The sequence below is a fragment of the Pseudomonas sp. S2_F07 genome, assembly GCF_054668325.1.
In genome coordinates this window covers 2,583,877-2,610,185 of sequence record NZ_CP162758.1, presented here as the reverse complement: position 1 = coordinate 2,610,185, position 26,309 = coordinate 2,583,877, and the positions used below count along the sequence as shown (strand labels likewise).

General features: G+C 59.5%; 20 protein-coding genes and 1 pseudogene. 9 read left to right on the top strand and 12 right to left on the bottom strand.

All coding sequences use genetic code 11. The features are described 5' to 3' along the window. Positions 1-186: 186 nt before the first annotated feature. Both AB4O40_RS11640 and AB4O40_RS11635 read right to left on the bottom strand, forming a co-directional pair. Positions 187-1,518, bottom strand: a complete 1,332-nt coding sequence (locus AB4O40_RS11640) for a sigma-54-dependent transcriptional regulator (protein ID WP_056726092.1) — start codon at positions 1,516-1,518, stop codon at positions 187-189. Continuing rightward, the gene (locus tag AB4O40_RS11635; RefSeq protein ID WP_414914632.1) at positions 1,512-3,278 is read right to left on the bottom strand and encodes a sensor histidine kinase; all 1,767 of its coding nucleotides are present in this window, start codon (positions 3,276-3,278) and stop codon (positions 1,512-1,514) included. The genes AB4O40_RS11640 and AB4O40_RS11635 overlap by 7 nt, the downstream gene beginning before the upstream one ends. 296 nt (positions 3,279-3,574) lie before the next feature. Here AB4O40_RS11635 and AB4O40_RS11630 point away from each other — a divergent pair, with 296 nt between their 5' ends. Beyond that, on the top strand, positions 3,575-4,573 hold the full coding sequence (locus tag AB4O40_RS11630) for a hypothetical protein (protein ID WP_460160150.1): 999 nt from the start codon (positions 3,575-3,577) through the stop codon (positions 4,571-4,573). A gap of 34 nt (positions 4,574-4,607) precedes the next feature. Here AB4O40_RS11630 and AB4O40_RS11625 read toward each other — a convergent pair whose 3' ends face one another. Continuing rightward, positions 4,608-6,131 (bottom strand): fumarate hydratase, encoded by a 1,524-nt coding sequence (locus tag AB4O40_RS11625; protein WP_056726089.1) that lies wholly within the window; start codon positions 6,129-6,131, stop codon positions 4,608-4,610. 313 nt (positions 6,132-6,444) lie between these two features. Between AB4O40_RS11625 and AB4O40_RS11620 the strand changes: the two genes are divergently transcribed. From AB4O40_RS11620 to AB4O40_RS11610, 3 genes are read left to right on the top strand one after another with little or no spacing between them, the layout of a single operon-like run. After that, positions 6,445-7,551, top strand: coding sequence for a GGDEF domain-containing protein (locus AB4O40_RS11620; protein WP_460054460.1), 1,107 nt, complete (start codon positions 6,445-6,447; stop codon positions 7,549-7,551). Then, positions 7,544-8,479, top strand: coding sequence for an iron-sulfur-binding ferredoxin reductase (locus tag AB4O40_RS11615; protein WP_056726087.1), 936 nt, complete (start codon positions 7,544-7,546; stop codon positions 8,477-8,479). Before AB4O40_RS11620 ends, AB4O40_RS11615 begins: the two co-directional genes overlap by 8 nt. A 29-nt stretch (positions 8,480-8,508) precedes the next feature. After that, positions 8,509-9,258 (top strand): enoyl-CoA hydratase-related protein, encoded by a 750-nt coding sequence (locus AB4O40_RS11610; protein WP_056726086.1) that lies wholly within the window; start codon positions 8,509-8,511, stop codon positions 9,256-9,258. A gap of 208 nt (positions 9,259-9,466) precedes the next feature. On the opposite strand, the gene pyk is transcribed toward AB4O40_RS11610, so the two are convergent. Continuing rightward, positions 9,467-10,918 (bottom strand): pyruvate kinase, encoded by a 1,452-nt coding sequence (gene pyk / locus AB4O40_RS11605; RefSeq protein WP_056726085.1) that lies wholly within the window; start codon positions 10,916-10,918, stop codon positions 9,467-9,469. Between the two features lie 173 nt (positions 10,919-11,091). On the opposite strand from pyk, the gene AB4O40_RS11600 reads away from it, so the two are divergent. Both AB4O40_RS11600 and AB4O40_RS11595 read left to right on the top strand, forming a co-directional pair. Beyond that, entirely contained in the window at positions 11,092-11,475 is a 384-nt protein-coding gene (locus AB4O40_RS11600) for a tetratricopeptide repeat protein (RefSeq protein ID WP_056726084.1), read from the top strand. 233 nt (positions 11,476-11,708) lie between these two features. Continuing rightward, positions 11,709-12,068, top strand: coding sequence for a PilZ domain-containing protein (locus AB4O40_RS11595; protein ID WP_056726083.1), 360 nt, complete (start codon positions 11,709-11,711; stop codon positions 12,066-12,068). Positions 12,069-12,105: 37 nt separating this feature from the next. Here the strand turns inward: AB4O40_RS11595 and AB4O40_RS11590 are convergent, their stop codons facing one another. Then, positions 12,106-13,434 carry a DUF58 domain-containing protein gene (locus AB4O40_RS11590; RefSeq protein ID WP_056726082.1) on the bottom strand — a complete coding sequence of 443 codons (1,329 nt, stop codon included), beginning with the start codon at positions 13,432-13,434 and terminating at the stop codon, positions 12,106-12,108. Then, positions 13,431-14,432 (bottom strand): AAA family ATPase, encoded by a 1,002-nt coding sequence (locus AB4O40_RS11585; protein ID WP_460054467.1) that lies wholly within the window; start codon positions 14,430-14,432, stop codon positions 13,431-13,433. The genes AB4O40_RS11590 and AB4O40_RS11585 overlap by 4 nt, the downstream gene beginning before the upstream one ends. Positions 14,433-15,791: 1,359 nt before the next feature. Here AB4O40_RS11585 and AB4O40_RS11580 point away from each other — a divergent pair. Continuing rightward, positions 15,792-18,302: a putative bifunctional diguanylate cyclase/phosphodiesterase gene (locus AB4O40_RS11580; RefSeq protein ID WP_223541156.1), complete on the top strand. Its 2,511-nt coding sequence runs from the start codon at positions 15,792-15,794 to the stop codon at positions 18,300-18,302. Positions 18,303-18,304: 2 nt separating this feature from the next. Here AB4O40_RS11580 and AB4O40_RS11575 read toward each other — a convergent pair. The 5 genes and pseudogenes from AB4O40_RS11575 to AB4O40_RS11555 form a co-directional block, all read right to left on the bottom strand. Then, positions 18,305-18,511, bottom strand: a pseudogene (locus tag AB4O40_RS11575) (isochorismatase family protein); the annotation flags it as partial. A gap of 72 nt (positions 18,512-18,583) precedes the next feature. Then, complete coding sequence (locus AB4O40_RS11570) at positions 18,584-19,747, bottom strand: DUF4350 domain-containing protein (protein WP_223541145.1); 1,164 nt, start codon at positions 19,745-19,747, stop codon at positions 18,584-18,586. Beyond that, on the bottom strand, positions 19,744-21,288 hold the full coding sequence (locus tag AB4O40_RS11565; protein WP_409078384.1) for a DUF4129 domain-containing protein: 1,545 nt from the start codon (positions 21,286-21,288) through the stop codon (positions 19,744-19,746). Before AB4O40_RS11565 ends, AB4O40_RS11570 begins: the two co-directional genes overlap by 4 nt. After that, on the bottom strand, positions 21,275-22,252 hold the full coding sequence (locus AB4O40_RS11560) for a stage II sporulation protein M (protein WP_460054473.1): 978 nt from the start codon (positions 22,250-22,252) through the stop codon (positions 21,275-21,277). The genes AB4O40_RS11565 and AB4O40_RS11560 overlap by 14 nt, the downstream gene beginning before the upstream one ends. After that, positions 22,249-22,974: an RDD family protein gene (locus AB4O40_RS11555; protein WP_056726077.1), complete on the bottom strand. Its 726-nt coding sequence runs from the start codon at positions 22,972-22,974 to the stop codon at positions 22,249-22,251. Before AB4O40_RS11555 ends, AB4O40_RS11560 begins: the two co-directional genes overlap by 4 nt. A 200-nt stretch (positions 22,975-23,174) precedes the next feature. Here AB4O40_RS11555 and sbcB point away from each other — a divergent pair, with 200 nt between their 5' ends. Next, positions 23,175-24,605, top strand: a complete 1,431-nt coding sequence (sbcB, locus tag AB4O40_RS11550) for an exodeoxyribonuclease I (RefSeq protein WP_056726076.1) — start codon at positions 23,175-23,177, stop codon at positions 24,603-24,605. 98 nt (positions 24,606-24,703) lie between these two features. Here the strand turns inward: sbcB and mvaT are convergent, their stop codons facing one another. Further along, complete coding sequence (gene mvaT / locus AB4O40_RS11545) at positions 24,704-25,081, bottom strand: histone-like nucleoid-structuring protein MvaT (protein ID WP_007933316.1); 378 nt, start codon at positions 25,079-25,081, stop codon at positions 24,704-24,706. A gap of 336 nt (positions 25,082-25,417) precedes the next feature. On the opposite strand from mvaT, the gene purU reads away from it, so the two are divergent. Then, a complete protein-coding gene (purU, locus tag AB4O40_RS11540) occupies positions 25,418-26,266 on the top strand; it encodes a formyltetrahydrofolate deformylase (protein ID WP_007993692.1) in 849 nt (282 codons plus the stop codon). The last annotated feature ends 43 nt before the right edge of the window (positions 26,267-26,309 follow it).

Below are 26,309 nucleotides of genomic sequence, written 5' to 3'. Positions count from 1 at the left end.
GCTGTGCCAACGGGGAGAGGGCCGGTTTAGAGGGGGCAGGATGTTTGGCTGAGCGGAAATCCGCCTATGAGGATGTTTGCGTGAGCGGAAATCCGCTGAAAAGATCGCAGCCTTCGGCAGCTCCTACAGGGACATCGCGTTCATCGGTAGGAGCTGCCGAAGGCTGCGATCTTTTGATTTTGAGGGCTACTCGCTTAAAAACATCTCCCGGGTCAGACCATGCCGCTGCATCTTTTCATTGAAGGTCCGGCGCGGCAGTTGCAGTTCTTCGAGCACCGCTTTCACATCGCCCTTGTGCCGGGTCAATGCCGCACGCAGGCATTGCGCTTCGAACGCTTCCTGTTGCGCCGCCAGTGACTGGCCGGGCTCGATGCCCAAGGGCTCCGGCTCACCGAGCCCCAATACCTGACGCTCGGCGACGTTCGCCAGTTCGCGCACGTTGCCCGGCCAGTCGTGGCTCAGCAAGTGACTCAACTGGGCACCGCTCAACGGTGGAAACTTGCGTCCCAGGCGTTCGGCGGCGTTTTGTGCAAAGGATTCAAACAGCAGGGGTATGTCTTCACGGCGTTCGCGCAAGGGCGGCAGACGTAGTTCCGCGACGTTCAAACGATAGGCCAGGTCTTCGCGGAAACGTCCGGCCCGCGCTTCGTCGAGCAGGTCCGGCTTGGTCGCGGCAATGATGCGCAAATCCACGCGGATGCTCTGGTTCGAGCCCAGCCGTTCAAGCTTCTGCTCCTGTAACACCCGCAGCAGTTTCACCTGCTGGGCCAGGGGCATGCTTTCGATTTCATCGAGAAACAGCGTGCCGCCGTCGGCGTACTCGAGCTTGCCGATGCGCTTGCCGGACGCACCGGTAAACGCGCCGCTCTCGTGACCGAACAGCTCGGCCTCGAACAATTGCTCGGGAATGGCCGCGCAGTTGAGCGCGACAAAGGGCTTGTCGGCCCGCGGCCCGAAGTCGTGCAGGCAACGCGCGACCAGTTCCTTGCCGCTACCGGTTTCGCCGCGAATCAGCACGTTGACCGGCAATGCTGCCAGGTCCAGAACTTGCCGTCGCAGGGTCTGCAAGCCCCGGGACACGCCAAGCAGCGTGGCATCCAGTTTGGCACGGTTGTCCGCCTGCTCGTGCAGCGCGCGGTTCTCCAGCACCAGCCGGCGCTTGTCGAGGGCGCGGCGCAGGCTGCCGAGCAGGGTTTGCGGGCTGAAAGGTTTTTCGAGGAAATCGTAGGCACCGTCGCGCATGGCCTCGACGGCCATCGGTACATCGCCGTGGCCGGTCAGCAGGATCACCGGCAAATCGGCATCCCGGCGTTGCACCTCGGCCAACAGTTCCAGGCCGGTCATGCCGGGCATGCGCACGTCGCTGAGAATCACCCCGGCAAAATGCCTGGGCAACTGCGCCAGGCACTCGTCGGCGCGGCTGAACAACTGCACCTCGAAACCCGACAGGCTCAACCATTGCTCGACGGCACTGCGAATGCTGCTTTCGTCGTCGACCACGATCACTGAGTTCAGCATGGTTCATGCACCTCCAGGTCGATGGGCAAAGTCATGGTAAACACGGCGCCTTTGTCATGATTGTCGGCAGTCAGGCGCCCGCCGGATTCATGAACGATGGCAAAGGACACGGCCAGCCCGATCCCCAGGCCATCGCCCACCGGCTTGGTGGTGAAGAACGGATCGAAGACCTTGGGCAGGTTCTCTTCGGCGATACCGCCACCGTTGTCGATCACGCTCAGGCGCCACAATTGTTCGTCGGCTTCGAGGCGGATTTCCAGGCGTTTGCAGGGTTTATCCTGCATCGCATCGAGGGCATTGCGCAGCAGGTTGATCAGCACCTGTTCCAGGCGAATCGCATCGCCACGCACCCAGGCCGGGCGGGTCAGGTGCAGCACGGTGCTGACCTGTTCGTCGCGCAACCGGGTGTCGAGCAGTTGCAGCGACTGATCCACCACCGCCGCCAGGTCCAGGCGTTCGCGCAAACCGCCGGGGCTTTTGCGGGCGAAGGTTTTCAGATGGCCGGTGAGGGCCGCCATGCGGGTGAGCATTTCATCCACTGGCTTGAGCGCCTTGTAGGCGTCATCGACTCGACCGTGGTCGAGCAACAGGCGCAAGGTCGCCAGTTGCATGCGCTGGGCGGTGAGCGGTTGGTTGATCTCATGGGCCAGGGCGGCGGACATTTGCCCCAGCGCGGCGAGTTTGGCCGATTGCACCAGGCCTTCCTGAGCGGTGCGCAGGTCGCGGGTACGCTCTTCTACAAGCTGCTCGAGTTCTTCGCGACTGCGTTGACGCAGTTTGGCCAGGCGCCAGCGTTGATTGAGAAACAGCAGCAGGAACACCAGGGTCAGCCATAGCCCGGCCGCGGCGAGGGCGGCGTTGCGGCTGTCTTCGAAGGCAACTTGCGGACGCCGCAGCAGGTGCAGCGTCCAGCCTTCGGTGCTTAGCGGCAGGGATTCCCACAGGTAATCGGCCTTGCCGTCCGGGCCATCGACCCGAGCCAGGTCGCTGTTGTCATCGAAGCGCCGCAACGATTGAAACTCAAGTGGCGTCAGCGGCTGCTTGTCGTACTGGCGGGTGGTCTTGAGTTCGGCGTGGTCGCTGTCGCTCAGCGGCTTGAGCAGGCGATAGCGCCAGCCCGGCTGGTTGGCGATGAAGATGATTCCACGTGCGTCGCTGACCAGCAAGGTGTCGCTGCCCTGACGCCACTCGCGTTCCAGTTCGGGGAACTCCAGTTTCACCACCATGGCACCGAGGAACTGACCGTCGTCATCGCTGACCGCGCTGGAGAGGAAGTAGCCGGGAATGCCGCTGGTCACCCCCACGGCATAAAAGCGACCGGTACCCTGGGTACGGGTCTGGTTGAAATAGGGACGGAAACCGTAGTTGTGGCCGACATAACTGCTGGGCAAACGCCAATTGCTCGCGGCTACGGCCAGACCGGTGCGATCGAGCAGTTCCAGGGTCGAGGATTCGGCGGCGCCGTTGATCTTTTCCAGTTTGCGGTTCAGCGCATCCTGTTGCTCGGGGCTCACCGGGCCTTTGAGGGCGTCGCGCAATTGCGGGTCCAGCGCCAGCACCGAAGGCAGGGCGCGGTAACGTTCGATCAGGGTATGCAGGGACGTGGCATACAGCGCCAGTTGCTGATTGGCGCGAGCCGCGTCCTCGACCATTGACTGGCGCACGGTGTGGCGCATCGCCAGGGTGGCGGCGATGGCGGCACCGGCGATGATCAATAAGGTGTAGAGCGCCAGGCGCAGGGTTCGGGAGGTCGGGAGCATCGAACAGAGATCGGAAAAAAGACAGGCGCAAGATAGCATGCGGATCATCTTGCACCAGTGCTCATCTCATACATTCAAGTCGATACCCTGAGCTATCAGGAACTCATGTTTGTTTTGCGCATTTGTACTATTTCATTTTCGAGTTTTCTCAACGAAATCCAGGCGTTCTCAAAAATTCTTATGAATGTCCATTCGTCGGAACTGTCACTTTTTACAGGTAGTCACCTCGTGCGGATCAAGATGAATATAGTGACACAAGCGCCAGCGAGCGTGCCGGGCGCAGGAGAGTTGAGATCATGAAAAAAGATACTGAATCCCGGACGCGGAGAAAAATTGAACCAAAGTGGGAGGTACTGCCCAGTCCCATAATCACGGCTCCCACAGCGGGAACTGTTAGTCGTCGATTTAACGTTCATGCAATCGTACCATCACCCACGCACACCAAATGGAATCTGGACTTCTTTAGAGCGAGCAATAATCAAAAAATTAAAAGATACAGCGGTGGCGTAGGAATTGGTTTTATAGCGTTTGTGGTGCCCGATGAGTTGCCGGTAGAAGAGCAGATATATTTCAAGATCCAGTATCAAAACGTTCTATACAGCCATTGGGCTAAGAGTCGTAACTTTAAAATTGGCCAGGTCATACCCCCTACGCCGGTAATTGCCCATCCCGGAACCGTGCGGGTGCCACAACCAGAAATACAAGGAACCAACGGTGTGGCGGGTGCAACGATCTTACTTTGTGAAGAGGGTGTCGGTACCGTTCTATTCGGAACCGCGACAGTACAGTCCGATGGTTCCTGGAAGACCGTGCTTGCGGAGCCATTGTGGATGGGCGATCCGTTCAGGCTAACCGCCATACAGAAACTGAATGATGTGGTATCCGAATGGGCGAGCCCGGTTCTTTTTGCTGTCCTGTTCACGCCATTGATTACCGATGTAACTGTTTCTGCTGACGGAAAACCCACTATTAGTGGTACGGGGGGCTCCAAGGCGCCAGGCTTGAGATCTGGAATACGGGCGGGAGCGGCGGCGTCTTATTATCTACGACGGTTCAATCCGATGGAAGTTGGCGGGTTTCTGCCCCGACGGCGTGGAGCTCAGGAAATCACCTCATTACTGCAAGGCAGATCGGCACGGTCACTGGGGGAGATTCCGAATGGGCAGTCGATAAAGCGTTTACGGTTTGACCGTCCAGACCTGCGACCTCCTGGTCTCCGTGAACGGATAGAGTCTGGAACCACTGTCGTTGAAAGTTGGATTTGTACGTATAAAAAAGCCGCGCTGTCGTACTGACAGCGCGGCTCTTTTTTAATCAACGGTTCAGCGCTTACTGCACTTCCACCGCCAGGCTTTCACTGATCTTTTTCTGCCAGATGGCAGGACCGGTGATGTGTACCGACTCGCCCTTGCTGTCGACCGCAACGGTCACAGGCATGTCTTTGACGTCGAACTCGTAGATCGCTTCCATGCCCAGTTCGGCGAAAGCGACCACGCGGGATTTCTTGATCGCTTGCGCCACCAGGTAAGCCGCGCCACCTACAGCCATCAGATAAACGGCTTTGTGGTCCTTGATCGCTTCGATCGCGGTAGGGCCGCGCTCGGATTTGCCGATCATGCCCAGCAGGCCTGTCTGCTCAAGGATCTGACGGGTGAACTTGTCCATCCGCGTGGCGGTAGTCGGGCCCGCCGGGCCAACCACTTCTTCGCGCACCGGATCAACCGGGCCGACGTAATAGATGAAGCGACCTTTCAGATCGACCGGCAGGGTTTCGCCCTTGTTCAGCATCTCGACCATGCGCTTGTGCGCCGCGTCGCGACCGGTGAGCATCTTGCCGTTGAGCAGGACGGTTTCGCCCGGCTTCCAGCTCTGCACGTCTTCCGGGGTCAGGGTGTCGAGGTTGACGCGACGGGCCGACGGACCGGCTTCCCAGACGATTTCCGGGTAGGCGTCCAAAGGTGGCGCTTCCTGGGCAACCGGGCCGGAACCGTCGAGCACGAAGTGCGTGTGACGGGTGGCGGCGCAGTTCGGGATCATGCACACCGGCAGCGAAGCGGCGTGGGTCGGGTAGTCCATGATCTTCACGTCAAGCACGGTGGTCAGGCCACCGAGGCCCTGGGCGCCGATGCCCAGTTGGTTGACCTTCTCGAACAGCTCCAGGCGCATTTCTTCAATGCGGTTCTGCGGGCCACGGGCTTTGAGCTCGTGAATGTCGATGGATTCCATCAACACTTCCTTGGCCATCACTGCGGCTTTCTCGGCGGTGCCGCCGATGCCGATGCCGAGCATGCCCGGTGGGCACCAGCCGGCGCCCATTTCCGGGACGGTTTTCAGCACCCAGTCGACGATCGAGTCGGACGGGTTGAGCATGGCCATCTTCGACTTGTTCTCGGAACCGCCGCCCTTGGCCGCCACGTCCACTTCCACGGTGTTACCCGGAACGATGGAGTAGTGGATGACTGCCGGGGTATTGTCCTTGGTGTTCTTGCGAGCGCCTGCCGGGTCGGCGAGGATCGAAGCGCGCAGGACGTTTTCCGGCAGGTTGTAGGCGCGACGTACGCCCTCGTTGATCATGTCGTCCAGGCTCATGGTGGCGCCATCCCAACGCACGTCCATGCCCACGCGGACAAATACGGTCACGATGCCGGTGTCCTGGCAGATCGGACGATGGCCGGTGGCGCACATGCGCGAGTTGATCAGGATCTGTGCCATCGAGTCGCGGGCCGCTGGCGATTCTTCGCGCAGGTAAGCCTCGTGCATCGCCTGGATGAAATCCACGGGGTGGTAGTAGGAAATGAACTGCAGGGCGTCGGCAACGCTCTGAATCAGGTCGTCTTGCTTGATCACGGTCATGAGTCGCGCTCCTCTAAAAGACGGGAACATTCAATAAGGTGCTTGCAGCTTGGGTGCATCGGTCGGTTGCAAGCACCTTTCAAGGCACGCCGGGCAAGCTGGCGCGACGCTAAAAAGGCGCGGCAGTATACCGCGCATCAAAGGCCGGCACACGCGCCGGCAGTCAATCGTTGGTCGCATAAGCTCCTGCAAGCGAGACGACCTTGCCCATCCCGAAAATTGAATGGTCATTTATCGGTCACGCAACTAAAGTGACATGCGGTCTGTAGAGTAGGACGCTCTGTCAGTCTCCTTTCATCTGGTGAGTCAACGATTGACCCATAACGCCATCCAGCGCCTGTTGCTCAAACGTTTCGCCCTCGCGGCCGGCACCTATGCCCTGGCATTGCTGTTGCTGTGGCTGGCATTCTTTACCGGTCACTACGATGCACCGCTTTCCAGTGTCGCCATCGGCAGCGCACTGGTGGTGATCAACCAGGCCATCCTGTTCGCGGTGTTCTACAGCGGCTGCAATCTGCGCTTCGCCGACCCCAGCCTGACCGAGGTGCAAGTGTTGCTGGGGCTGGGCTGGCAAACCTGGCTGATTGCCCATCTGGACGAAGCCCGGGGTGCGTTCCTGGTGTTTTACGTGCTGATCCTGCTGTTCGGCCTGTTCCATCTGTCACGCCGGTCTTTAGTACGATGCGCGCTGCTGGTGTTTTTCAGTTTCAGTGCAATCACGCTGTGGGAGGGTTACCACTTACAGCTGCCCGACCCGGCCATGGCGTTGTTGCAGGTCTGTGTGCTGTTCATCGTGCTGGTGTGGCTGGTGCTGTATGCCCGCTATGTCCAGGCTTCGCGACAGCGAATGCGCCAGCGGCGTTTTGCCTTGCAGGCGCACCAGGACACGTTGCGCGGGATGATGCGCCAGCTCGAAGACCTGGTGGCCACTGATGAACTCACGGGTCTGTTCAATCGCCGGCATTTCCTGCGCCTGGCTTCCCGCGAATTGAACGCCATGGACACGGGTGTCATGCATGGCCTGGCGCTGATCGACCTCGACCATTTCAAACGCATCAACGATCTGCACGGCCATGCCGCCGGCGATCAGGTGCTGCAAGCCTTTGCCGGGGTTGCCAGCGCGTGCCTGCGCGACGGCGATGTTCTGGCCCGCTACGGTGGTGAAGAGTTCGTGGTGCTGCTGCCCGATTGCGATGCCGACAGTCTGACTTCGTGCTGCGAACGGCTGCGCATCGCGTTCACCGATGTCGAGCTGATTGGTCTGAATGTACGCAGCCTCAGCCTGTCCGCCGGCATGACCCTGCTGGAATTGGGCGACGACCTCGATGACGCTCTGCAACGGGCCGATCAGGCGCTTTATCGTGCCAAGCGTGATGGCCGCAACCGGTGCGCGGCAGCGTGGGAGAACGTCGATGCCTGAGCTGCGGGTTGGCGAGCGCCAATGGTCGGTGGCGGCGGGCAGCAATCTGCTCGACGCGCTGAACCAGAACGACGTGCCAGTGCCTTACAGTTGCCGCGCCGGCAGTTGCCATGCGTGCCTGGTGCAGTGTGTGCGGGGGCTGCCGAGCGACAGCCGCCCCGATGCCCTGAGTGCCCGGCAGCGTGAACAGGGCTGGCGACTGGCGTGCCAGTGCCAGGTGGTCGAGGACTTGCAGGTGCACGCCTTCGATCCGCAAACCGATGGTCATCCGGCCGAAGTCGCGGCGATCGATTGGCTGAGTACCACGGTGCTGCGCTTGCGGGTAATCCCCCAGCGACCATTGCGCTACAGCGCCGGTCAACACCTGGTGTTGTGGGCGGGCAGTGTGGCGCGGCCGTATTCTCTGGCCAGCCTGCCGCAGGAAGATCGTTTTCTGGAGTTTCATCTCGATTGCCGCAAACCCGGGGAATTCAGCGATGCCGCCAGGCAATTGCGCATCGGCGATCCGATCCGTCTCGGTGAACTGCGCGGCGGTGCCTTGCATTACGACCCTGACTGGCACACCAGGCCGTTGTGGTTGATGGCGGCCGGCACCGGGTTGGGGCCATTGTTTGGTGTCTTGCGCGAAGCGCTGCGTCAGAATCACCAGGGCACTATCCGCGTCATCCACCTGGCCCATGATGCCGATGAACACTACCTGGCCAAACCCCTGCAAGCCATGGCCGCCAGCCGTCCGAACCTGAGTGTCGAACTGTGGACCCCGGCCGAGTTGCCTGCGGCTTTGGCGCAACTGCGCCTTGTTTCCCGGCAAACCCTGGCCTTACTCTGCGGAGCCCCCGACAGTGTCGACGCCTTTGCCCGGCGCCTGTACCTGGCGGGATTGCCGCGCAATCAACTGCTGGCCGATGTGTTCCTGCCCCGTGGTTGAGCGCTGACTTTTCAGACGCGAGACCTGCCATGACCGATGCCATCCAAGTTGAACGCGAACGCGGCCTGTTGACCCTGCGCCTGAATCGCCCGGACAAGAAAAACGCCCTGACCCGCGCCATGTACAGTCACTTGGCCGAGGCGTTGCAACAGGCTGACAGCGACCCCGGGATCAACGCCGTGCTGATCACCGGCTCTGCCGAATGCTTCACCGCCGGCAACGATATCGCCGATTTCATCCAGCAACCGCCGAATGGACTCGACAGCCCGGTATTCCGGTTCATGCACAATCTGCTCGAATGCCGCAAACCGGTGATCGCCGCCGTGGCCGGAGCGGCGGTGGGCATTGGCACGACGATGTTGCTGCATTGTGATCTGGTCTACGTGAGCCGTGACGCACGCCTGCGCATGCCGTTCGTCAACCTTGGCCTATGCCCGGAGTTCGGCTCCAGCCTGATCCTGCCGCGTCTGCTTGGGCAGGCCAAGGCGGCGGAGTTATTGCTGCTGGGTGAAAGTTTCAGTGGTGAACAGGCGGCTGCGTGGGGCATTGCCTGCGAGGCGCTGGGCAGTGGCGAAGAGACCCTGGCCAAGGCGCGGGAGATGGCCCTGCGCTTCGAGTCGCTGCCGCCGGAAGCGGTGCGCATCAGCAAGCAATTGATGAAGGCGCCGGACCGGGAGCTGTTGCGCAAGGTGATTGAGGAGGAGGGGGCGCTGTTTACCCAGCGGCTGCGGTCGCCGGAGGCGTTGGCGGCGTTGACGGGGTTCATCAAGCGGCATTGATTTTTCGCTGACTGTACCGGCCTCTTCGCGGGCAAGCCCGCTCCCACATTGACCGGGGTTGTTCACAAATCATGTGACCAACACAAAACCCTGTGGGAGCGAGCTTGCTCGCGATGAGGCCGGCCTGGACAACACAACGATCGGATCAGAAAGCAAAAAGCCCCGCCATTCACATGGCGGGGCTTTTGTTTTTCGAGCAACCGGTCACTCAGACCATCGGGTCGCCAACGTGCAGGATCTTCATGCCGTTGGTGCCGCCGGTGGTGTGGTAGCTGTCGCCTTTGGTCAGGATGACCCAGTCGCCTTTCTGTACTACGCCGCGCTTGACCAGCTCGTCGATAGCCTTCTGGCTGACTTCGTTCGGCGCCAGCGAAGCCGGGTCGAACGGGATGGTGTACACGCCACGGAACATTGCCGCGCGAGCCTGGGCTTCGCGGTGTGGGGTGAACGCGTAGATCGGCACCGAGGAGCGGATGCGCGACATGATCAGCGGGGTGTAGCCACTTTCGGTCAGGGCGATGATCGCCTTCACGCCCGGGAAGTGGTTGGCGGTGTACATGGTCGCCAGGGCAATGCTCTCGTCGCAGCGCTCGAACTCTTTGCCGATGCGGTGGCTGGAGGTCTTGCTGGTCGGGTGCTTTTCGGCGCCGACGCAGATACGCGCCATGGCCTGAACGGCTTCCAGCGGGTACAGGCCAGCAGCACTTTCAGCCGAGAGCATCACGGCGTCGGTGTAGTCGAGCACGGCGTTGGCTACGTCGGACACTTCGGCGCGGGTCGGCATCGGGTTCTGGATCATCGACTCCATCATCTGGGTCGCGACGATCACTGCCTTGTTGTGGCGGCGTGCGTGCAGAATGATCTTCTTCTGGATGCCCACCAGCTCGGCGTCGCCGATTTCCACGCCCAGGTCACCACGGGCAACCATCACCGCGTCGGAGGCCTTGATCAGGCCGTCGAGGGTTTCGTCGTCGGCCACGGCTTCGGCGCGTTCGATCTTCGCCACCAGCCAGGCAGTGCCGCCGGCTTCGTCGCGCAGTTGACGGGCGTATTCCATATCGGCGGCGTCACGGGGGAAGGAGACCGCGAGGTAGTCGACTTCCATTTCCGCGGCGAGCTTGATGTCGGCCTTGTCTTTTTCGGTCAGGGCCGGAGCGGTCAGGCCGCCACCGCGACGGTTGATGCCTTTGTGATCGGACAGCGGGCCGCCGATGGTCACGGTGCAGTGCAGTTCGGTGGCCGTGGCGGTATCGACGCGCATTACCACGCGACCGTCGTCGAGCAGCAGCTCATCGCCCACGCCGCAGTCCTTGACCAGGTCCGGGTAGTCGATGCCGACCACTTGCTGGTTGCCTTCGGTCAGAGGATGGCTGGTGGAGAAGGTGAATTGATCACCGATCTTCAGCTCGATCTTCTTGTTGGCGAATTTGGCGATACGGATTTTCGGGCCTTGCAGGTCACCCAGCAGGGCGACGAAGCGGCCGTGCTTGGCAGCGAGGTCACGCACCAGCTTCGCGCGAGCCTTGTGCTCGTCGGGAGTGCCGTGGGAGAAGTTCAGGCGGGCGACGTCCAGGCCAGCCAGAATCAGCTGTTCGAGAACTTCCGGCGAGTTACTGGCCGGGCCTAGGGTGGCGACGATTTTGGTACGACGGACGGACATGCAAAGACTCCTGAGTTCAAGCGCTGAGTGAGGCTACTATGCTCCGAAGTTGTAGTCATTGTTCGTTTGCACTACTTATTTCTTTCTTTATTGAACCCTGCAACTTTGCGTCCCGGCAGCCTGAAGATTTCCGGCCATGGGTCGATACAGCGTTCAAGACAGGAGATTTCCCCATGCGTTTCGTTCTCATTGCCGCCCTTGCCATCAGCGCCCTCAGCGTCACGGGATGCACCCGTTGGTCGATGAACCATCATTTGAACAATGCCTACAGCGCCTACGACCGGGGCAATTGCGAGCAAGTGATGCTCGAGTTGTCCAAGGTCGAACGCGACAGCCGCGCGCGGCCTTATGTGTGGCCGGAAGTATCGTTGATGCGCGGCCTGTGCCTGGAGCGGCAGAAGATGTACATCGATGCGGTTCAAACCTATCAGTTCATCATGGCGTCCTATCCTCAGAGCGAATATGCCTACCGCGCCCGTGCCCGCATCGAAACCCTGCAGAGCCTGGGTCACTACCCGATGCGCAGTGCAGCGGCTGTTAAACCTACGCAGTTCTGATGGCGATAACCCTCCAGTCGCTGGCTCACCGGCGGTGCTGAGCTATAGTCCAATGAACCGGTTTTAGAGCCTTGTCCTCTGAACCGGGGCAACACCTGTGACCGGCACAAGCAGGACTCTGCGCTACAAGGACTGGCGCACCGGAAGCGGGGAGAGCGGGCAAAGACTCATGCATACCCGTTCCGAAGCAGTAGTGCGGCTCTGCTTAAGAGCCTTGCATAGCGAAATTGCACATGTTCACTGACCGCCGAATCGAGCGGCATCAACTGCCGTACTTCCTCAAAGTGTTCAACGGCATCACCGGCAAACCCATCGGCTACCTGGGCAATGTCTCCGAAGACGGGCTGATGCTGATCAGCCAGTTGCCGATGATGATCGGCGCGGACTTCAACCTGCGCCTGAAAATTCCCGCCAGCGAAGGTGGCCAGCGAATCATCGACCTGCAGGCCTGTTGCCTGTGGTGCCACGAAGACGCGACCCCCCAACATTACGACGCCGGGTTCAGCCTGCAACGGGCGCCACCGGAATATGGGCAATTGGTGGAGGCGTTGAAGCAGTACTTCAGTTTTCTGCCGTTGCCGGCTTCGGCCTGAGATCAATGGGAACTCGGCTGTGAGTGATTGCTCAGGCTCAGAGTCCGGTTCTTTTCCAGCCCAGGTACCGAGTCACCAGCTCTGCCCCCAACTCACCGGGCCGCGCATCCATCACCAACACTCCATGAGCGTTCAAGCGCTCATGGAGTTCGGCGCGTGCATTGAGGTAGTCCACGGTCCCGCAATAGGCCAGCGCTTCGGACAAGGTCTGCACCGATGACTGACGCAGGGTATCGAGCACGTCTTCGCGCAGGCTCGCGACCAGCACCTGATGCTGCCGGCTCAGGCGGTGGACGGCCGGAAGCAGTTCATCGTCGTCCTCTTCGCGCAGATTGGTCACCAGCACCACCAGTGCCCGGCGTTTTTGCCGTGCCAGCAGTTGCGTGGCCGCGGCTTGATAGTCGGCGCTGCGTTGGCTGCTGCTCAAGTCATAGACGGTGTTGAGCAGGGTGTTGAGATGACTGGTGCCTTTTACCGGCGCGAGGTAGCGCGGCTGTTCGCTGGCAAAGGTACTCAGGCCCACCGCGTCGCCCTGACGTAGCGCCACGTAGCTAAGCAACAGACAGGCGTTGAGGGCGTGATCGAAGTGCGACAGCTCATCATCCTGGCTGCGCATGTGCCGGCCGCAGTCGAGCATGAAAATGATCTGCTGATCGCGTTCGTCCTGATACTCCCGGGCAATCGGCGTGCGCTGGCGGGCGGTGGCTTTCCAGTCGATCTGGCGCAGGCTGTCACCCTCGCGAAACTCGCGCAATTGATGGAATTCCAGGCCCAGGCCCCGCCGTTGTTTCTGGCGGACGCCAAGCTGGCTGAGCCAGTTGTCCACCGCCAGCAATTGCCCTCCATACAAGCGGGCGAAATCGGGATAGACGCGGGTGGCGTCGGGCAGTTCGAGCAAGCGTCTGTCCGACCAGAGCCCCAAGGGACTTGGCAGGCCGACTTCGCAGCGTTCGAAGCTGAAGTGACCGCGCTTGAGCGGGCGCAGGCGATAGCCGGCCAGGCTGTGCTGGCCGGGTTGCAGCTCGACCGTCAGCGGCAGGTGTTCGAAGCTCAGGCCAGGTGGCACATGATCGAAGACTTGTACCTTCAGCGGTTGCGTAAAGTCGTGTTCGACCGTCAGTTGCACCTCGCCCCATCGACCCAGGGCCAGGCTGCCGGGTATCTGGCGTTTCAGCCGGGGCGAAGGCAAGCGCTTGAGGCGAATGGCATCGAGGATGGCCAGGGCCAGCAGCGCCAGGAGCAACCCCCAGTTGATCGCCATGAGATTCGCCGGAACCGCGAACTGCAATGCCCGCAAAGCGCCCGACACAATGGTGCAAGCCAGCAGGATCAATAGCCAGGCGAGCATCAGGCGCGAGGGTTTCACAGGCGCGGCGCCGGCACTTGGTCGAGCATCTGCTGGAGCACCTGATCGACATCCAGGCCCTCGATGTCCAGCTCCGGCGCGATGCGCACCCGATGGCGCAGCACGGCCAGGGCACAGCCCTTGATGTCATCCGGAATCACGAACTCACCGCCGCGCAACAGCGCTCGGGCCCGGGCACATCGCACCAGCGCGATGGATGCGCGTGGGCCGGCGCCGAGGGTCAAACCGGGCCAATTGCGGGTGGAGCGGGCCAGGCGCACGGCGTAATCGAGCACCTGGTCATCCAGGGCCAGGTCGCTGGCGATGCGTTGCAGGGCCAGTACATCCCTGGCCTGGAGTAACGTGCGCATCGGCTGGACATCAAGCATATCGGCCCGGGTCGAGCGGCAGACCTGACGCACCATGTCCAGCTCTTGCCCGGCATCTGGGTAGTCCATGCGCACTTTGAGCATGAAGCGGTCCAGTTCAGCTTCCGGCAAGGGGTAAGTGCCTTCCTGTTCGATCGGGTTTTGCGTGGCGAGCACCATGAACGGTTGCGCAATCGGCAATGGCTGGCCTTCGAGGGTGACTTGCCGCTCCTGCATGGCTTCGAGCAGCGCGGCCTGGGTTTTCGCCGGGGCACGGTTGATCTCGTCCGCCAGTAGCAGGTTGGTGAACAATGGCCCCTTGCGCAGTTTGAATTGCTCGGTCTGCAGGTCATACACGGCATGCCCGGTGACGTCGCTGGGCATCAGGTCCGGGGTGAACTGGATTCGCGCGAACTCACCGCCGAAGCAGCGGGCGAGGGCGCGCACCAACAGGGTCTTGCCCAAGCCCGGTACGCCTTCGAGCAACACGTGGCCACCGGCGATCAGCGCGGTCAGGACGTCGTCGATCACGCTGTCCTGGCCAATCACCGCTTTTTGCAGTTCCTTGCGTACGGCCTGGGCCAGATGGCCGGCACGCTGGCGCTGTTGAGCGGCATGGCTCGGTGCGTCGGGCTCGATCGATTGACTCATTACTTCCGGAGCCTTGTTAACAGTTATATGCGTTTTATCTTCCATAAATCAGTCACTTACCTAATCTAACTTTTTTCACGGTTTTTTTGCGTGGAATGAGTGAGTGACTGCCAATCTGCCTCGTTGCAATCCTATGGCAACTCCCTCATTTGAGCGTTCGTCAGAGTTGGAGGTTAGTCTATGACGGTCTGAGGCCACGCGATTTCAGAGTCGATTATGTAAACGAAGAAAATCCAGTTTCTGGTCAAGCTTTCGTTGTGTAATTGGCGCTGATTTGACCACCTGCTTGCAGGGGATTTGATAAGGGTGTTTTGTCGCCATGATCAGCAGATAACGTTCGTTTTCTGCCCCTCGTGACAGGCAAGAATCGGCCGAGGTTGTGTAAAAACGGTTTAGAGCAGGTTTGAAAGTCAGAACCAGAACGAAAATAGCGTTTCTACGCAAATTTCAGGTCCGCTGATACACCAATCATTGGCAGATTTACGTAGCGACGCAGACTTCAAAACAGTGTCTGCGTTTTTACACAGCCTGGGCCGAAAGCTGCCGACCATCAAGGGCTGCTACCGACCTGGAGCAGTCGGCGAACAGAGTAATGGCAAATTAATGGCTATGCTTGGTCTGCTGTCGAAACTGATCAGGCAGTCCGGCAGGCTGCGCGGAAATGACCCGCAACGTGCCCTATGTCACCCGACTATTCTGCGTGAAGCATCCAGTTCAGGGGCGCAAATCCGCAACTACACTCGGGAAGACATGGAGCAAACCCTACACCTGCAGGCGCAGGGTTTGGACTAGATCTGTCGGGATCACTCAGGATCGAATCGACTTGCGCTACGGTGCGGCTGGGCACTGCGAAAATGGGGATATGCTCACCCCAGACATGCAGGCCTTGGTCTGCACGCTCGCCAGAGGCGCAGAACGAGGCTGAGGAAATTGAAAGGAACAGAACATCTGGCAAAAGTGATTGCCGACGTTCAGTTCTACAATAGAGAGCGAGGAGAATCGTTACCTGAAACGATGATGTCAAACACAACAAATGAAGCTGATTTCGTTTTCTCGCCGAAATGTTAAGAGACTGCTTCCGAGAGTAAAAAATCTCACCATGAAATTAGCATCGCCAAATGCATTGCTTAGTGTCGAATAGCTGGTTGGCATGACACTCAAGACGTATAGCTTCGGTAGCTATTGCTTGTCTCGGGAGCTTCGCTCACGAAAACCAGCGTGAATCCAGAACAGAAAAAAATTTGGCTAATGCTACGTGCGGTGTGTTCTCAGGTTCAGGTGTCGGCACAAAAGGTTAATTGGTTTCCGAATACCGCTTCTATTGGTCAATTTAGAAGGATTATGTTTGGAGATTGTGAAATGGATTTTTTCAGGAATAAAAGCGCCGCAAAGCAAGCCATACCCACCAGTTCGAATAAGCCACGCTCGACCAAATGGCACCGCATGTACTTTTTTCTTGCTGGATTCGACGTGCTGGTTGTTGTGCTGAGCGTGCTATTGAATCACCTGATCGTCGATACCTATCACCGCTCCATCAAGGCAAACCAGTCGTGGGTCCAACAGCTGTCGAGCTATTCAACGCTGGGCAGCCTGGCTTCCACAGTCAATGCGCCGGGCAATAATGTGTTCGATACACATAATGTTGAAGCCGAATCGCGGAACATGAATGAAGCCTTGCGCGCCTTCAACGAGCATTTGGCAGTGGCCAAAAAACAGTTGGAAGTACGGATCGCCAATGAGGCTGAACACAGTGCAGATATACAAGCCTTTTCCCTTGCATTGAAGGATGAGGTGGGTGCAGTTGATGCCGCGATGGTCGAAATGGTGAACGAGGCCTTGCTGATCTTTTCCTACTTCAGGGAGGGGCAGTCGGATAATGCCGGCAAACGCATGGCAACGATGGACAGGAAGTTTGCCCTGTTGCTCGCCTCACTCAGTACTGTGCGGGATCGCGTTGGCCTGATTCAAAGCAAGCTCCTGGAGGAGGAGCTTGAGTCGGTCGAAGAACTGCGCCGGGTCGAATACGCGATCATGGTGTTCGTGCTACTGATGGTCAGTGCGGCCGTTATCTACGGGGGCAAGATCAGGCGCGAAATGGAGTCGCAAGCAGCCGAAAGGGAAGGTTATCTGGCAGTGCTGCGCGAAAGCGAGAAGCAGGCCCGCCAGCAAGCATCGCTGCTGGACAAGGCCCAGGACGCCATTGTCGTTCACGGGATGGATAATCGCATCCTGTACTGGAACAAAAGTGCCGAGCGTCTCTACGGTCTGTCAAAGGAAGAGGCACTCGGCAAATCGGCACAGGAGTTGATCTACCAGGGTAGCGCCGCTTTCAATGCGGCCACTAACAACCTGATAGATACGGGTGACTGGGCGGACGAAGTTACACTTCGACGCCGGGATGGTTGCACCATCACGCTCGAAAGTCATCGAACCCTGGTGCGAGACGATGATGGCCAGCCGCAATCCGTTCTCTCGATCAATACTGACATCACCCACCGTAAGACCGCTGAGCAAGAGGTCCAGCGTTTGGCTTTCTACGATCAGTTGACCGGGCTGGCCAACAGGCGGCTCATGTTGGACCGGTTACAGCATCTGCTGGCGGGCAGCTCCCGTAGCCTGTATACGAGCGCGATAATTCTCATTGACCTGGATAACTTCAAGGCACTGAACGACACGCTGGGGCATGACAGAGGCGACATGTTGCTGCAGCAAGTTGCTCTGCGCCTTTGCGGCTGCATACGCGAGAGCGACACCGTGGCTCGCCTGGGCGGAGACGAATTCGTCGTCCTGCTGGGTGGCCTTAATGAGAGTCCTCCAGAAGCAGCTATCCAGGCCAAGGCTATTGGCGAAAAGATTCTCAACTCTCTGAACATTTCCTACCAGTTGGATGGATATGAGCACCACAGCACCCCCAGCCTCGGCATTGCGCTGTTCCAGGGGCAGCTGAGCACCGTGGACGATATTATGAAGCGCGCTGACCTGGCGATGTATCGCGCCAAGGCGGCGGGCCGCAATACCATGCGCTTCTTCGATCCGGAAATGCAGGCGGTTGCCACGGCACGGGCCAGACTGGAAGTAGACTTGCGCCAAGGCTTGCGGGACAACGAATTCCTTCTTTATTACCAGCCGCAGGTGAATAGTGAGGGCCGTATCATAGGCGCAGAGGCACTGATGAGATGGCAGAATCCTGAGCGCGGAGTCGTGTTTCCAGGCGAGTTCATTCCATTGGCAGAGGAAACGGGGTTGATTCTGCCGTTAGGCCGTTGGGCGCTGCAGGCAGCCTGCACTCAGCTGGTTGCCTGGGCAAAGCATTCGGAAACCGCCCGACTGGGTATGGCTGTGAATGTCAGCGCCCGCCAGTTTCACCATCCGGACTTCGTCGAGGAGGTACTGCAAGTACTGAGATACACGGGGGCCGATCCGAAGAAATTGAAACTGGAACTGACCGAAGGCCTGCTGATAGAGGATATGGAAGGTACTGTCGCCAAAATGATCGAGTTGAAAGAGATTGGCATAGGCCTTTCGCTGGATGATTTCGGAACCGGCTACTCGTCACTGTCATACCTGAAGAGCCTTCCGCTGGATCAACTCAAGATCGACCAGTCCTTCATCAGAGATGTGTTGGTTGATCCCAACGACGCCGCCATCGCCTGCGCGATTGTGAGCCTGAGCCAGATATTGGGGCTTTCGGTGATTGCAGAAGGTGTGGAGACAGAAGCTCAGCGCACCTTTCTGGTCAAGCATGGCTGCCAGACCTACCAGGGCTTCCTGTTTTCCCCGCCACTGCCAGCCGAACAATTTGAGGAGTATGTTCACGATAGATTAATGGCGAGCACTGATTTCTCACGGACCACGACTAAATCGCCATAACTTCGCAGGGCGATATCATCCGCCATTACGCTAGGGGAACCGCCGCCATCAGCAACCACCTGTACTTCATATCCATCGCGCACCAGGCTCAGCGCCGGATAGACCGTGCATACGTCATTGGTGACCCCGGCGATGATCAGTCTCTTGCGCCCCGTAGCCTTGACCGCTGAGGCGAAGTTCTCATCGTCCATGGCGTTGACGATAAACAACATCTCAGGCTATGAGCTCGTAAGGGGCTGTCTTCTAATACAATGGGAATCTAACGCTTGTTAGGTGCCAGATCATAGGGCGCTCCTCAAGGTTTGCAGGTGGGCGACCTGACGGCTGAATTCAACGCTGGAAAGCCGTTGTTTCGGCCGCGGGCTCATGGCCTGGCTGATGGCGCGTGTGGGTTGGCCGGTCAGGCGCGCGAGCACCAGCCATTGTTCGGCAACACCGAGCTGTTCAAAACCGGGGTGGCGACGCCGCACACGCCGCAGGATGTCTTGCTGCAAGGCTTGCAGCAGGCCGGCCTGACCGTTGCGGCGCAACAGGAAGTCGGCACTGGCGCGCAGGTGTTCCTGCAGTTGTCGGCGCGCTTTCGGCGCCGGTTCCAGCAATGGACCCTGACGCACGCCAAAGTGCCAGAAACCCAGGCCGATCAAGGCGAACAGCGCGACAAGCGCCTGGGGGAAATAACGCAGCAGCAAGGTCAGCAGGCTGTCGTGATCGGTGTTGAATATTAGTGTCACGCGGGTGTCGGCGGTCAGGTACCAGAGCAGCCAGGCGTTATCGTACCGGTCGATGGCCGGGGTTTTCCACAGGTCGGCATCGGTGACCACGATGATCGAACCGAGCCCGTGGTCGAGTTGCATCATGTGGGTGGCCCTGGCGCTGTTGGCCCAGGCCAGGGCGAGGTTTTTCGGGTCTTCGAGATGGAACGCGGTATCGAAACCGGCATAGGCCGGGGCGTCTTCGTCTTCCAGGTAGAGCTTGGTCAGTGGCGGGTACGGATCATCACCGACACCCGGCGGTGGGGCCTTGAGGTCTTTGCTCAGGGACTGGTGCAGTTGCACCTTGTCGAGCAGCAGGTCATTGCTGTGGCCGAGCTTTTCATCCCACAGCGACTCGGCGACGAACAGAAGGCGCCCGCCGGCCCGGGTCCAGTTCATCAACTGGTCGATCTGCCGTGGACTCATGTTGCCGCGTTCCCCGAGCAACAGCAGGCTGTGTTGGCGAGGGTCGAGGCTGGGCAGGATGTCGAGGCCATTGGCGTGGTCGACGCTCAGGCCTTGTTTGCGCAGGAACAACTCTGCCGCCAGATAAGGGTTGGCATTGGCTTCGGGGGAGGGGCCGTGGTCGATTTCGGTCTGGTAGGGGGTAGCCTTGAGGTACAGATAAACGCTCAGTGCAGCCAGCAACACGGCAACCAACGCACCGGCTATCGAGCCCCAGCGCCGGCTCAACGGGCAGTCTCCGGGCCGAACAGAACACGCCAGCCATTACACAGTTCCTGCTGCACCTGAGCGGGCGGCAGGCGATGCCCGTAGGCCATGTTTTGCCAGTGCCCGGTCAGGTTTTGGCTGTAGGCCAGCAAGGCCGGTTGTTGCAGTAGTTCGACACGCCGAAGCACCTGGCCTTCGGTGTCGGCGGACTTGAGCGCGATGTTGAAGTCGTGCAGCAGACGGCTGAGCAGGGCGCGATAAAGCAAACCAAGCGCTTCGCGTGGATGAGTCTGCCAAAGACTTTCGGCGTGGGCGGCGATGTCGCTGGGCAGGGACTCGGGCTTGAGGTCCAGGCCGAACGCCTGCGGCGGTAACGGTCCCGTGGCTTTGTTGACGGGGATCGGTCGGCGGCTGACGAAGGCCTGTAACCAGTCGCGATAGCGCCAGATCAACAGGCCGACGGCCCCAATGACGATGCCCCACAGCACGATTTCAATCAGGGTCGCCAATGCCCCGAAGCCTCGTCCCTCGAACAGCTTCAGCAGGGTCTTCAACCATTTCGGTGTCTTGCCATCGTCCGTGGCGCCAGCACTCGATTGCTCTTCGCCAAAGCGGTAGCGCGTGACCGACTCCCGGTTCTTGAAGGGCGGCTGTTCGAGGATCGCCTTGATGCTGTCCCTGGAGGCCTGGCTGGTCAGGGGCTGATCCAGCAGGCGCGGGCTGTCGGGTGAGAGGGCCGGCTCCGTGGCCCATGCGGTGTGGGTGGTCGGCATCAGCACAATCACGGCCATCAACAGGACAGCGCTTGCACCGACCAGACGCTGGCGCATTCGACGGAACACCAGTTCGATATCCCAGGCCTCCAGCACGGTGCGTCGGTTGAGGTACAGGCTGAAACCGCAGGCGACATAGATCGGTTCCCAGACCACCAGCACCAGCGCATAAAAGGCGTTGGTCAGGTGTTCCAGCCAGCGCCAGTCCTGGGTGGCCGCCGAGATCAGCGACTGCCAGCTCCAGTCGAGCGCGACCTGTTGTGGCAGCAATAGATAGAACAACACCATCAAGCCGGTCCACAACGTGCCTTCCAGGTGCGCGCCGATGATTGTCAGCCAGCGTGCGGCGCCGGCGTCTCGCTGCAACAGCACCTGTATCCGCTGTTGCCGTTGCTGCCCATCCAGTCCTTCGAGTTGCATCACCGGCATCAGGAAACTGCGGGGCAAGCTCAGGCGTCGCCAGGTCAGGCTGGCCAGCAATTGCGGTTTGAGCAGGCGTGGCCATTGGTGCAGGGCCTGCTTGAGCGTAGGCGTTTCACCGAACATGGCTTTGGACAGGATGTACAAGGGCAGGCGTTCGAACGCCGGCTTCAGCCACCAGAAAATGAACACCGCTAGAGAGGGCGAATCCCAGAGCCCCCAACTGAGCAGCGCGAAAACCGGCAAAGTAACCAGGGCCCAACTGGTCATTAACAGGCGTCGATGGCGTTGGCTCAGGAGCACCCCAAGATCCATGGCTTCCCAGTTCGAACGTGGGCGAATCACCACCGTGGCGTCACTCAGGCGCATGGCGGTGACGTCCGGCGAACACGAGATAAGCCACCACCAGCAGCCAGAGCGCCGCGCCGACCAGGTACTTGGTCTGGTGCGAAGGGCCGGTCTTCGACGACCAATAGGCTTCGATAAAGGCCGCGATCAACAGAAATAGCATGGCCCCGCAGATCAGCAGCACGCTCTTGCCCGCTGCCAATTGCAAGGCCTCGGCGCGTGGCAGGCGCCCGGGGGCGACCAAGGCCCAGCCCAGCTTCAGACCGGCGGCACCGGCCAGGGCGATGGCGCTGAGTTCGAAGGCGCCATGGCCGATCACGAATGACCAGAAGGTTTGCCCATAGCCGACGTAGGTCAGATGCCCGGCCACCGCCCCGATCATCAGGCCGTTGTAAATCAGGAAAAACACACTGCCCAAACCAAACAGCAAACCGCTGGCGAAGGTCTGAAAGGCAATGCCGATGTTGTGCATGATGTAGTAGCCGAACATCGCCCAGTCCTCACTGGCGGCTCGCCCCGCCGTGCGCCCGAGGTGACCGGCAACGGGGTCGTACATGCTTTGCATCTCGCTGACCTGCGCGGCGGGGATCAGGTTGTAGACCAGCTCGGGGTACAGGTACACCAACAGCGCGAAGCCGGCCAGGCTGCCAAAGAACATCAGGCTGGCGGCGAGGACAAAACGCCATTGTTCGCGCACCAGTCGCGGAAAGTCAGCCATGATGAACGCCAGCACATTGGCCCCCAAACGGCTGCGATGACGGTAAAGCTGTTGGTGTCCGCGCAGCACTTGTTGCTGCAGGGAGTCGATCAGAAAACTGCTGTAGCCACGCTCCCGTGCCAGTGCCAGGTGTTGGCAGAGACGTCGGTAGTCCTTCGGGAAACTGCCGGCGTCGGTGCTTTTGCCGTCCCGTTCCAACTGCTCGAGCAGGTGGGCGAAATGCTCCCATTCGGCCTTGTGCCGGCTTTCAAAAAGGCTTTGCTTCATGTCGGCCCCAACAAGCCGCGGGCGATGCCGTTGAGCTCGGTCACCGCCTGTGGGGGCTGGACTTTCAAGGGTTGGGCGAGAATCGAAGCCAGTTCTTTGACCCGGGCTGCGGAGAGTTCACCCTGGCGCTCGGCAAACCCGAGAATGGCCCGTTGTTCGGTGAGTGTCAGGACAAAGGCCGGGCGACGCGACTGGGCTTCGGGGAGCTGGGGGCGGGTGTGCGGTCGTTCGCGGTAGATCACCAGGGTCCCGGCGGCGATATCGCCGAGGCGCTTGAAGTGGGGGTGTTGCAGGCAACTGACGGCCCCGAGGAAGTAACCGAATGGCAGCAGGTCGACAACGCGCAACAGGTTGCGCAGCAGCGACGCCGACCAGCCGACCGGGGTGCCATCGTCGTGCACCACCCGCAAGCCCATCCATTGTTTGCCCGGCGAGCGGCCGTGGTTCAGCACCTCGAACAGCACCATGTACCACCAACTCACCACGAACAGCAGGATCGAGCCGAGCCCGGCCCCCAGTTTGCCGAGCATCGCCAGCACAATGAACAGCACGCCCAGGACCAGGCCGCGCAAACCAAGATCGATGGAGAATGCCAGCGCACGGACCATCAACCCGGCCGGCCGCAGTGGCAGATCGATGCCTTCCGGCGTTTCGACCTGGTACCGCGTATCCAGTGGCGGTGACAGCGGCGCATTCCGTGGCTGTGCTGTTGTCTCGAGCATGGGCAACCTGACGATGTGGCCTTATTCGGGATAGTGTATCCATTCGATGCTAGCAGCCTATTCGAGGGGCGGGGGCGGGAGGAAACGACATAACTATGTATTGCATGGTGAGCCGCGCAAGGTGTTTGAATGACAAGACTACTGGCCGGGGCGGGAGGTGAACGCCTAGACTTTGCCGATCTTCAGTTCAGGAATCGCCCGTGACCTCCATCTTCTGGTACGACTACGAAACCACTGGCATCAACCCCCGTTGCGACCGTCCGTTGCAAATGGCCGGCTTGCGCACTGACTTCGATCTCAATGAAATCGATGAGCCGGTCAATCTTTACTGCCAGCCCAGTGATGACATCCTGCCGCATCCGGCTGCCTGCACGATCACGGGGATCACCCCCGGGCAACTGCAGGCGCAAGGCTTGAGCGAAGCCGATTTCATGACCCGTGTGCATGCCCAGCTCTCGGCGCCCGGTACCTGTGGCGCGGGGTATAACACCCTGCGTTTCGATGACGAGATGACCCGCTACAGCCTGTACCGAAACTTTTTCGACCCCTATGCTCGGGAGTGGCAGGGCGGTAACAGTCGTTGGGACCTGATCGATGTGGTGCGCGCCGCTTATGCCCTGCGCCCCGATGGCCTGGTCTGGCCGACCGATGACGAGGGGCGGGTCACGCTCAAGCTCGAGCGCCTGACCGCTGCCAATGGCATCGATCATGGCAATGCCCACGAAGCGCTGTCGGATGTTCGCGCGACAATCGCCCTGGCGCGCCTGATACGGGAAAAACAACCGAAGTTGTACGACTGGCTGTTTCAACTGCGCAGCAAACAGAAAGTCATGGACCAGATACGCCTGCTGCAACCTTTGGTACATGTTTCCGGACGTTTTTCGGCCGCGCGCAGCTATGTGGGTGTGGTGTTGCCGCTGGCCTGGCACCCGCGCAACAAGAACGCCCTGATTGTCTGTGATCTGCACCTCGATCCCCAGGGCCTGCTCGACCTGGATGCCGAAAGTTTGCGCCAGCGCTTGTATACCCGCCGCGACGAGCTGGCCGAGGGCGAGTTGCCGGTGCCATTGAAGCTGATTCACATCAACAAGTGCCCGGTAGTGGCTCCGTTGTCGGTACTTCGCCAGGAAGATCAGCAGCGTCTGGGATTGGATATGGCGCTGTATCAGCAGAGGGTGTCGCAGCTCAATGACGCCCGGAAAGTTTGGCAGGATAAAATCCTGGCGATTTATGCGCGCGAAGATTTTTCCCAGAGCCAGGATCCGGAGCAACAGTTATATGATGGATTTATCGGTGATCGGGATCGACGATTGTGTGAACAAGTCAGGACCGTTGACCCGATGCAATTGGCACAAGAGCAGTGGCCTTTCGATGACGAACGTTTGCCTGAATTGCTGTTTCGATATCGCGCACGCAACTTTCCCGACACGTTGAATTCCGAAGAGCAAGAACGCTGGCGAATATTCTGTCAGAAACGTTTGTCAGACCCAGAATGGGGTGCGCCAAATACCCTTGATAGTTTTGTGGACGCCGCGGCCCAATTGAGCGTTAGTGCTACTGCGTTTCAGCAGGGGGTGCTCGGTGAGTGGCAGGATTATGTCCAGGGACTGCGCAAGCGTTTGAGTCTTTGAAATCGAACATGCCGGGGCTTAAACACCGCGCATAAAAAACGCCAGCATTTGCTGGCGTTATTTTTTGTCACGGATCCATCTGCGACAAGCTCTGAGGCTTAGCCCAGCAGGGTAGCCCAGCCTTCCACCACGTCACCGCCCCACTTGGCTTTCCACTCTTTCAGAGTCTTGTGGTTGCCACCTTTGGTTTCGATGACTTCACCGTTGTGCGGGTTTTTGTATTGTTTAACTTTGCGAGCACGCTTGGTGCCAGTAGTTTTCACTGCACCGCCGCGTGGTGCCTTGGTTTTGGATTCTGGATCCAGCAGCGCGATGATGTCACGCAGGGACTTGGAGTATTCGCCCATCAGGGTGCGCAGTTTGCCTTCGAATTCCAGCTCGGTTTGCAGTTTGTCGTCTTGGGACAGGTTCTTCAAACGGGCTTGCAGCTCTTTGATAGCTTCTTCGGTGGCGCGATATTCGTTGATCAAGGACATGGTGACTACCTTATGTTGTACGCTGGATGGCAGGTGACAGTGCGGCAATAATAGTCACCGTGTTTCATCAAGTAAACATTTAAGGCAAGTTTATTTAATTTAATTGCCGGGGTTTTGGCTCGCATTGGTAATGCAGTTTTTAGTGTGGTCCCGGTCTGTCAGATATACATAAATTAACAATTGCTCGGCGACGCAAGAGCATCTGTGCAAGCAGGCACTGCGGGTGTCCGCCCTGGCGCACTGACCTTCCGGCAGGGCGAAACGTCAACAATACTGCAGTTTTGCTGCGCAATCGCTAGAATGGCGGCCTTTGCGAAGTTCTGGAGTTTCCCCCTCATGCGCACTTTTCGTCTGGTGATTTCTTGCCCGGACCGTGTTGGCATCGTTGCCAAAGTCAGTAACTTTCTGGCATCACACAACGGCTGGATCACTGAAGCGAGCCATCACTCGGACAATCTCAGTGGCTGGTTCTTCATGCGTCACGAAATCCGTGCCGACTCCCTGCCATTTGGTATCGAAGCGTTTCGTGAAGCCTTTGCCCCGATCGCCGAAGAGTTCTCGATGGACTGGCGCATCACCGATACCGAGCAAAAGAAGCGCGTGGTCCTGATGGCCAGCCGCGAGTCGCACTGTCTGGCCGACTTGCTGCACCGCTGGCACAGCGATGAGCTGGACTGCGAAATTTCCTGTGTGATTTCCAACCATGATGACTTGCGCAGCATGGTGGAGTGGCACGGTATTCCGTACTACCACGTCCCGGTCAATCCGCAGGACAAGCAGCCAGCCTTCGCCGAGGTTTCGCGCCTGGTCAAGCAGCACGACGCCGAAGTGGTGGTGCTTGCCCGCTACATGCAGATCCTGCCGCCCGAGTTGTGCAGCGAATACGCGCACAAGGTCATCAACATTCACCACAGCTTCCTGCCGTCGTTCGTTGGTGCCAAGCCGTACCACCAGGCCTCCCTGCGTGGCGTGAAGCTGATCGGCGCGACCTGCCACTATGTGACCGAAGAGCTGGATGCCGGCCCGATCATCGAGCAGGACGTGGTACGCGTCAGCCACAGCGACAGCATCGAAGACATGGTGCGTTTCGGCCGTGATGTCGAGAAAATGGTGCTGGCCCGTGGCTTGCGTTATCACCTGGAAGACCGGGTACTGGTGCACGGCAACAAGACTGTCGTCTTCTGACAGACGTACGTCACAGTTGAAACTCGAAGGGCCTGGGCGTTCA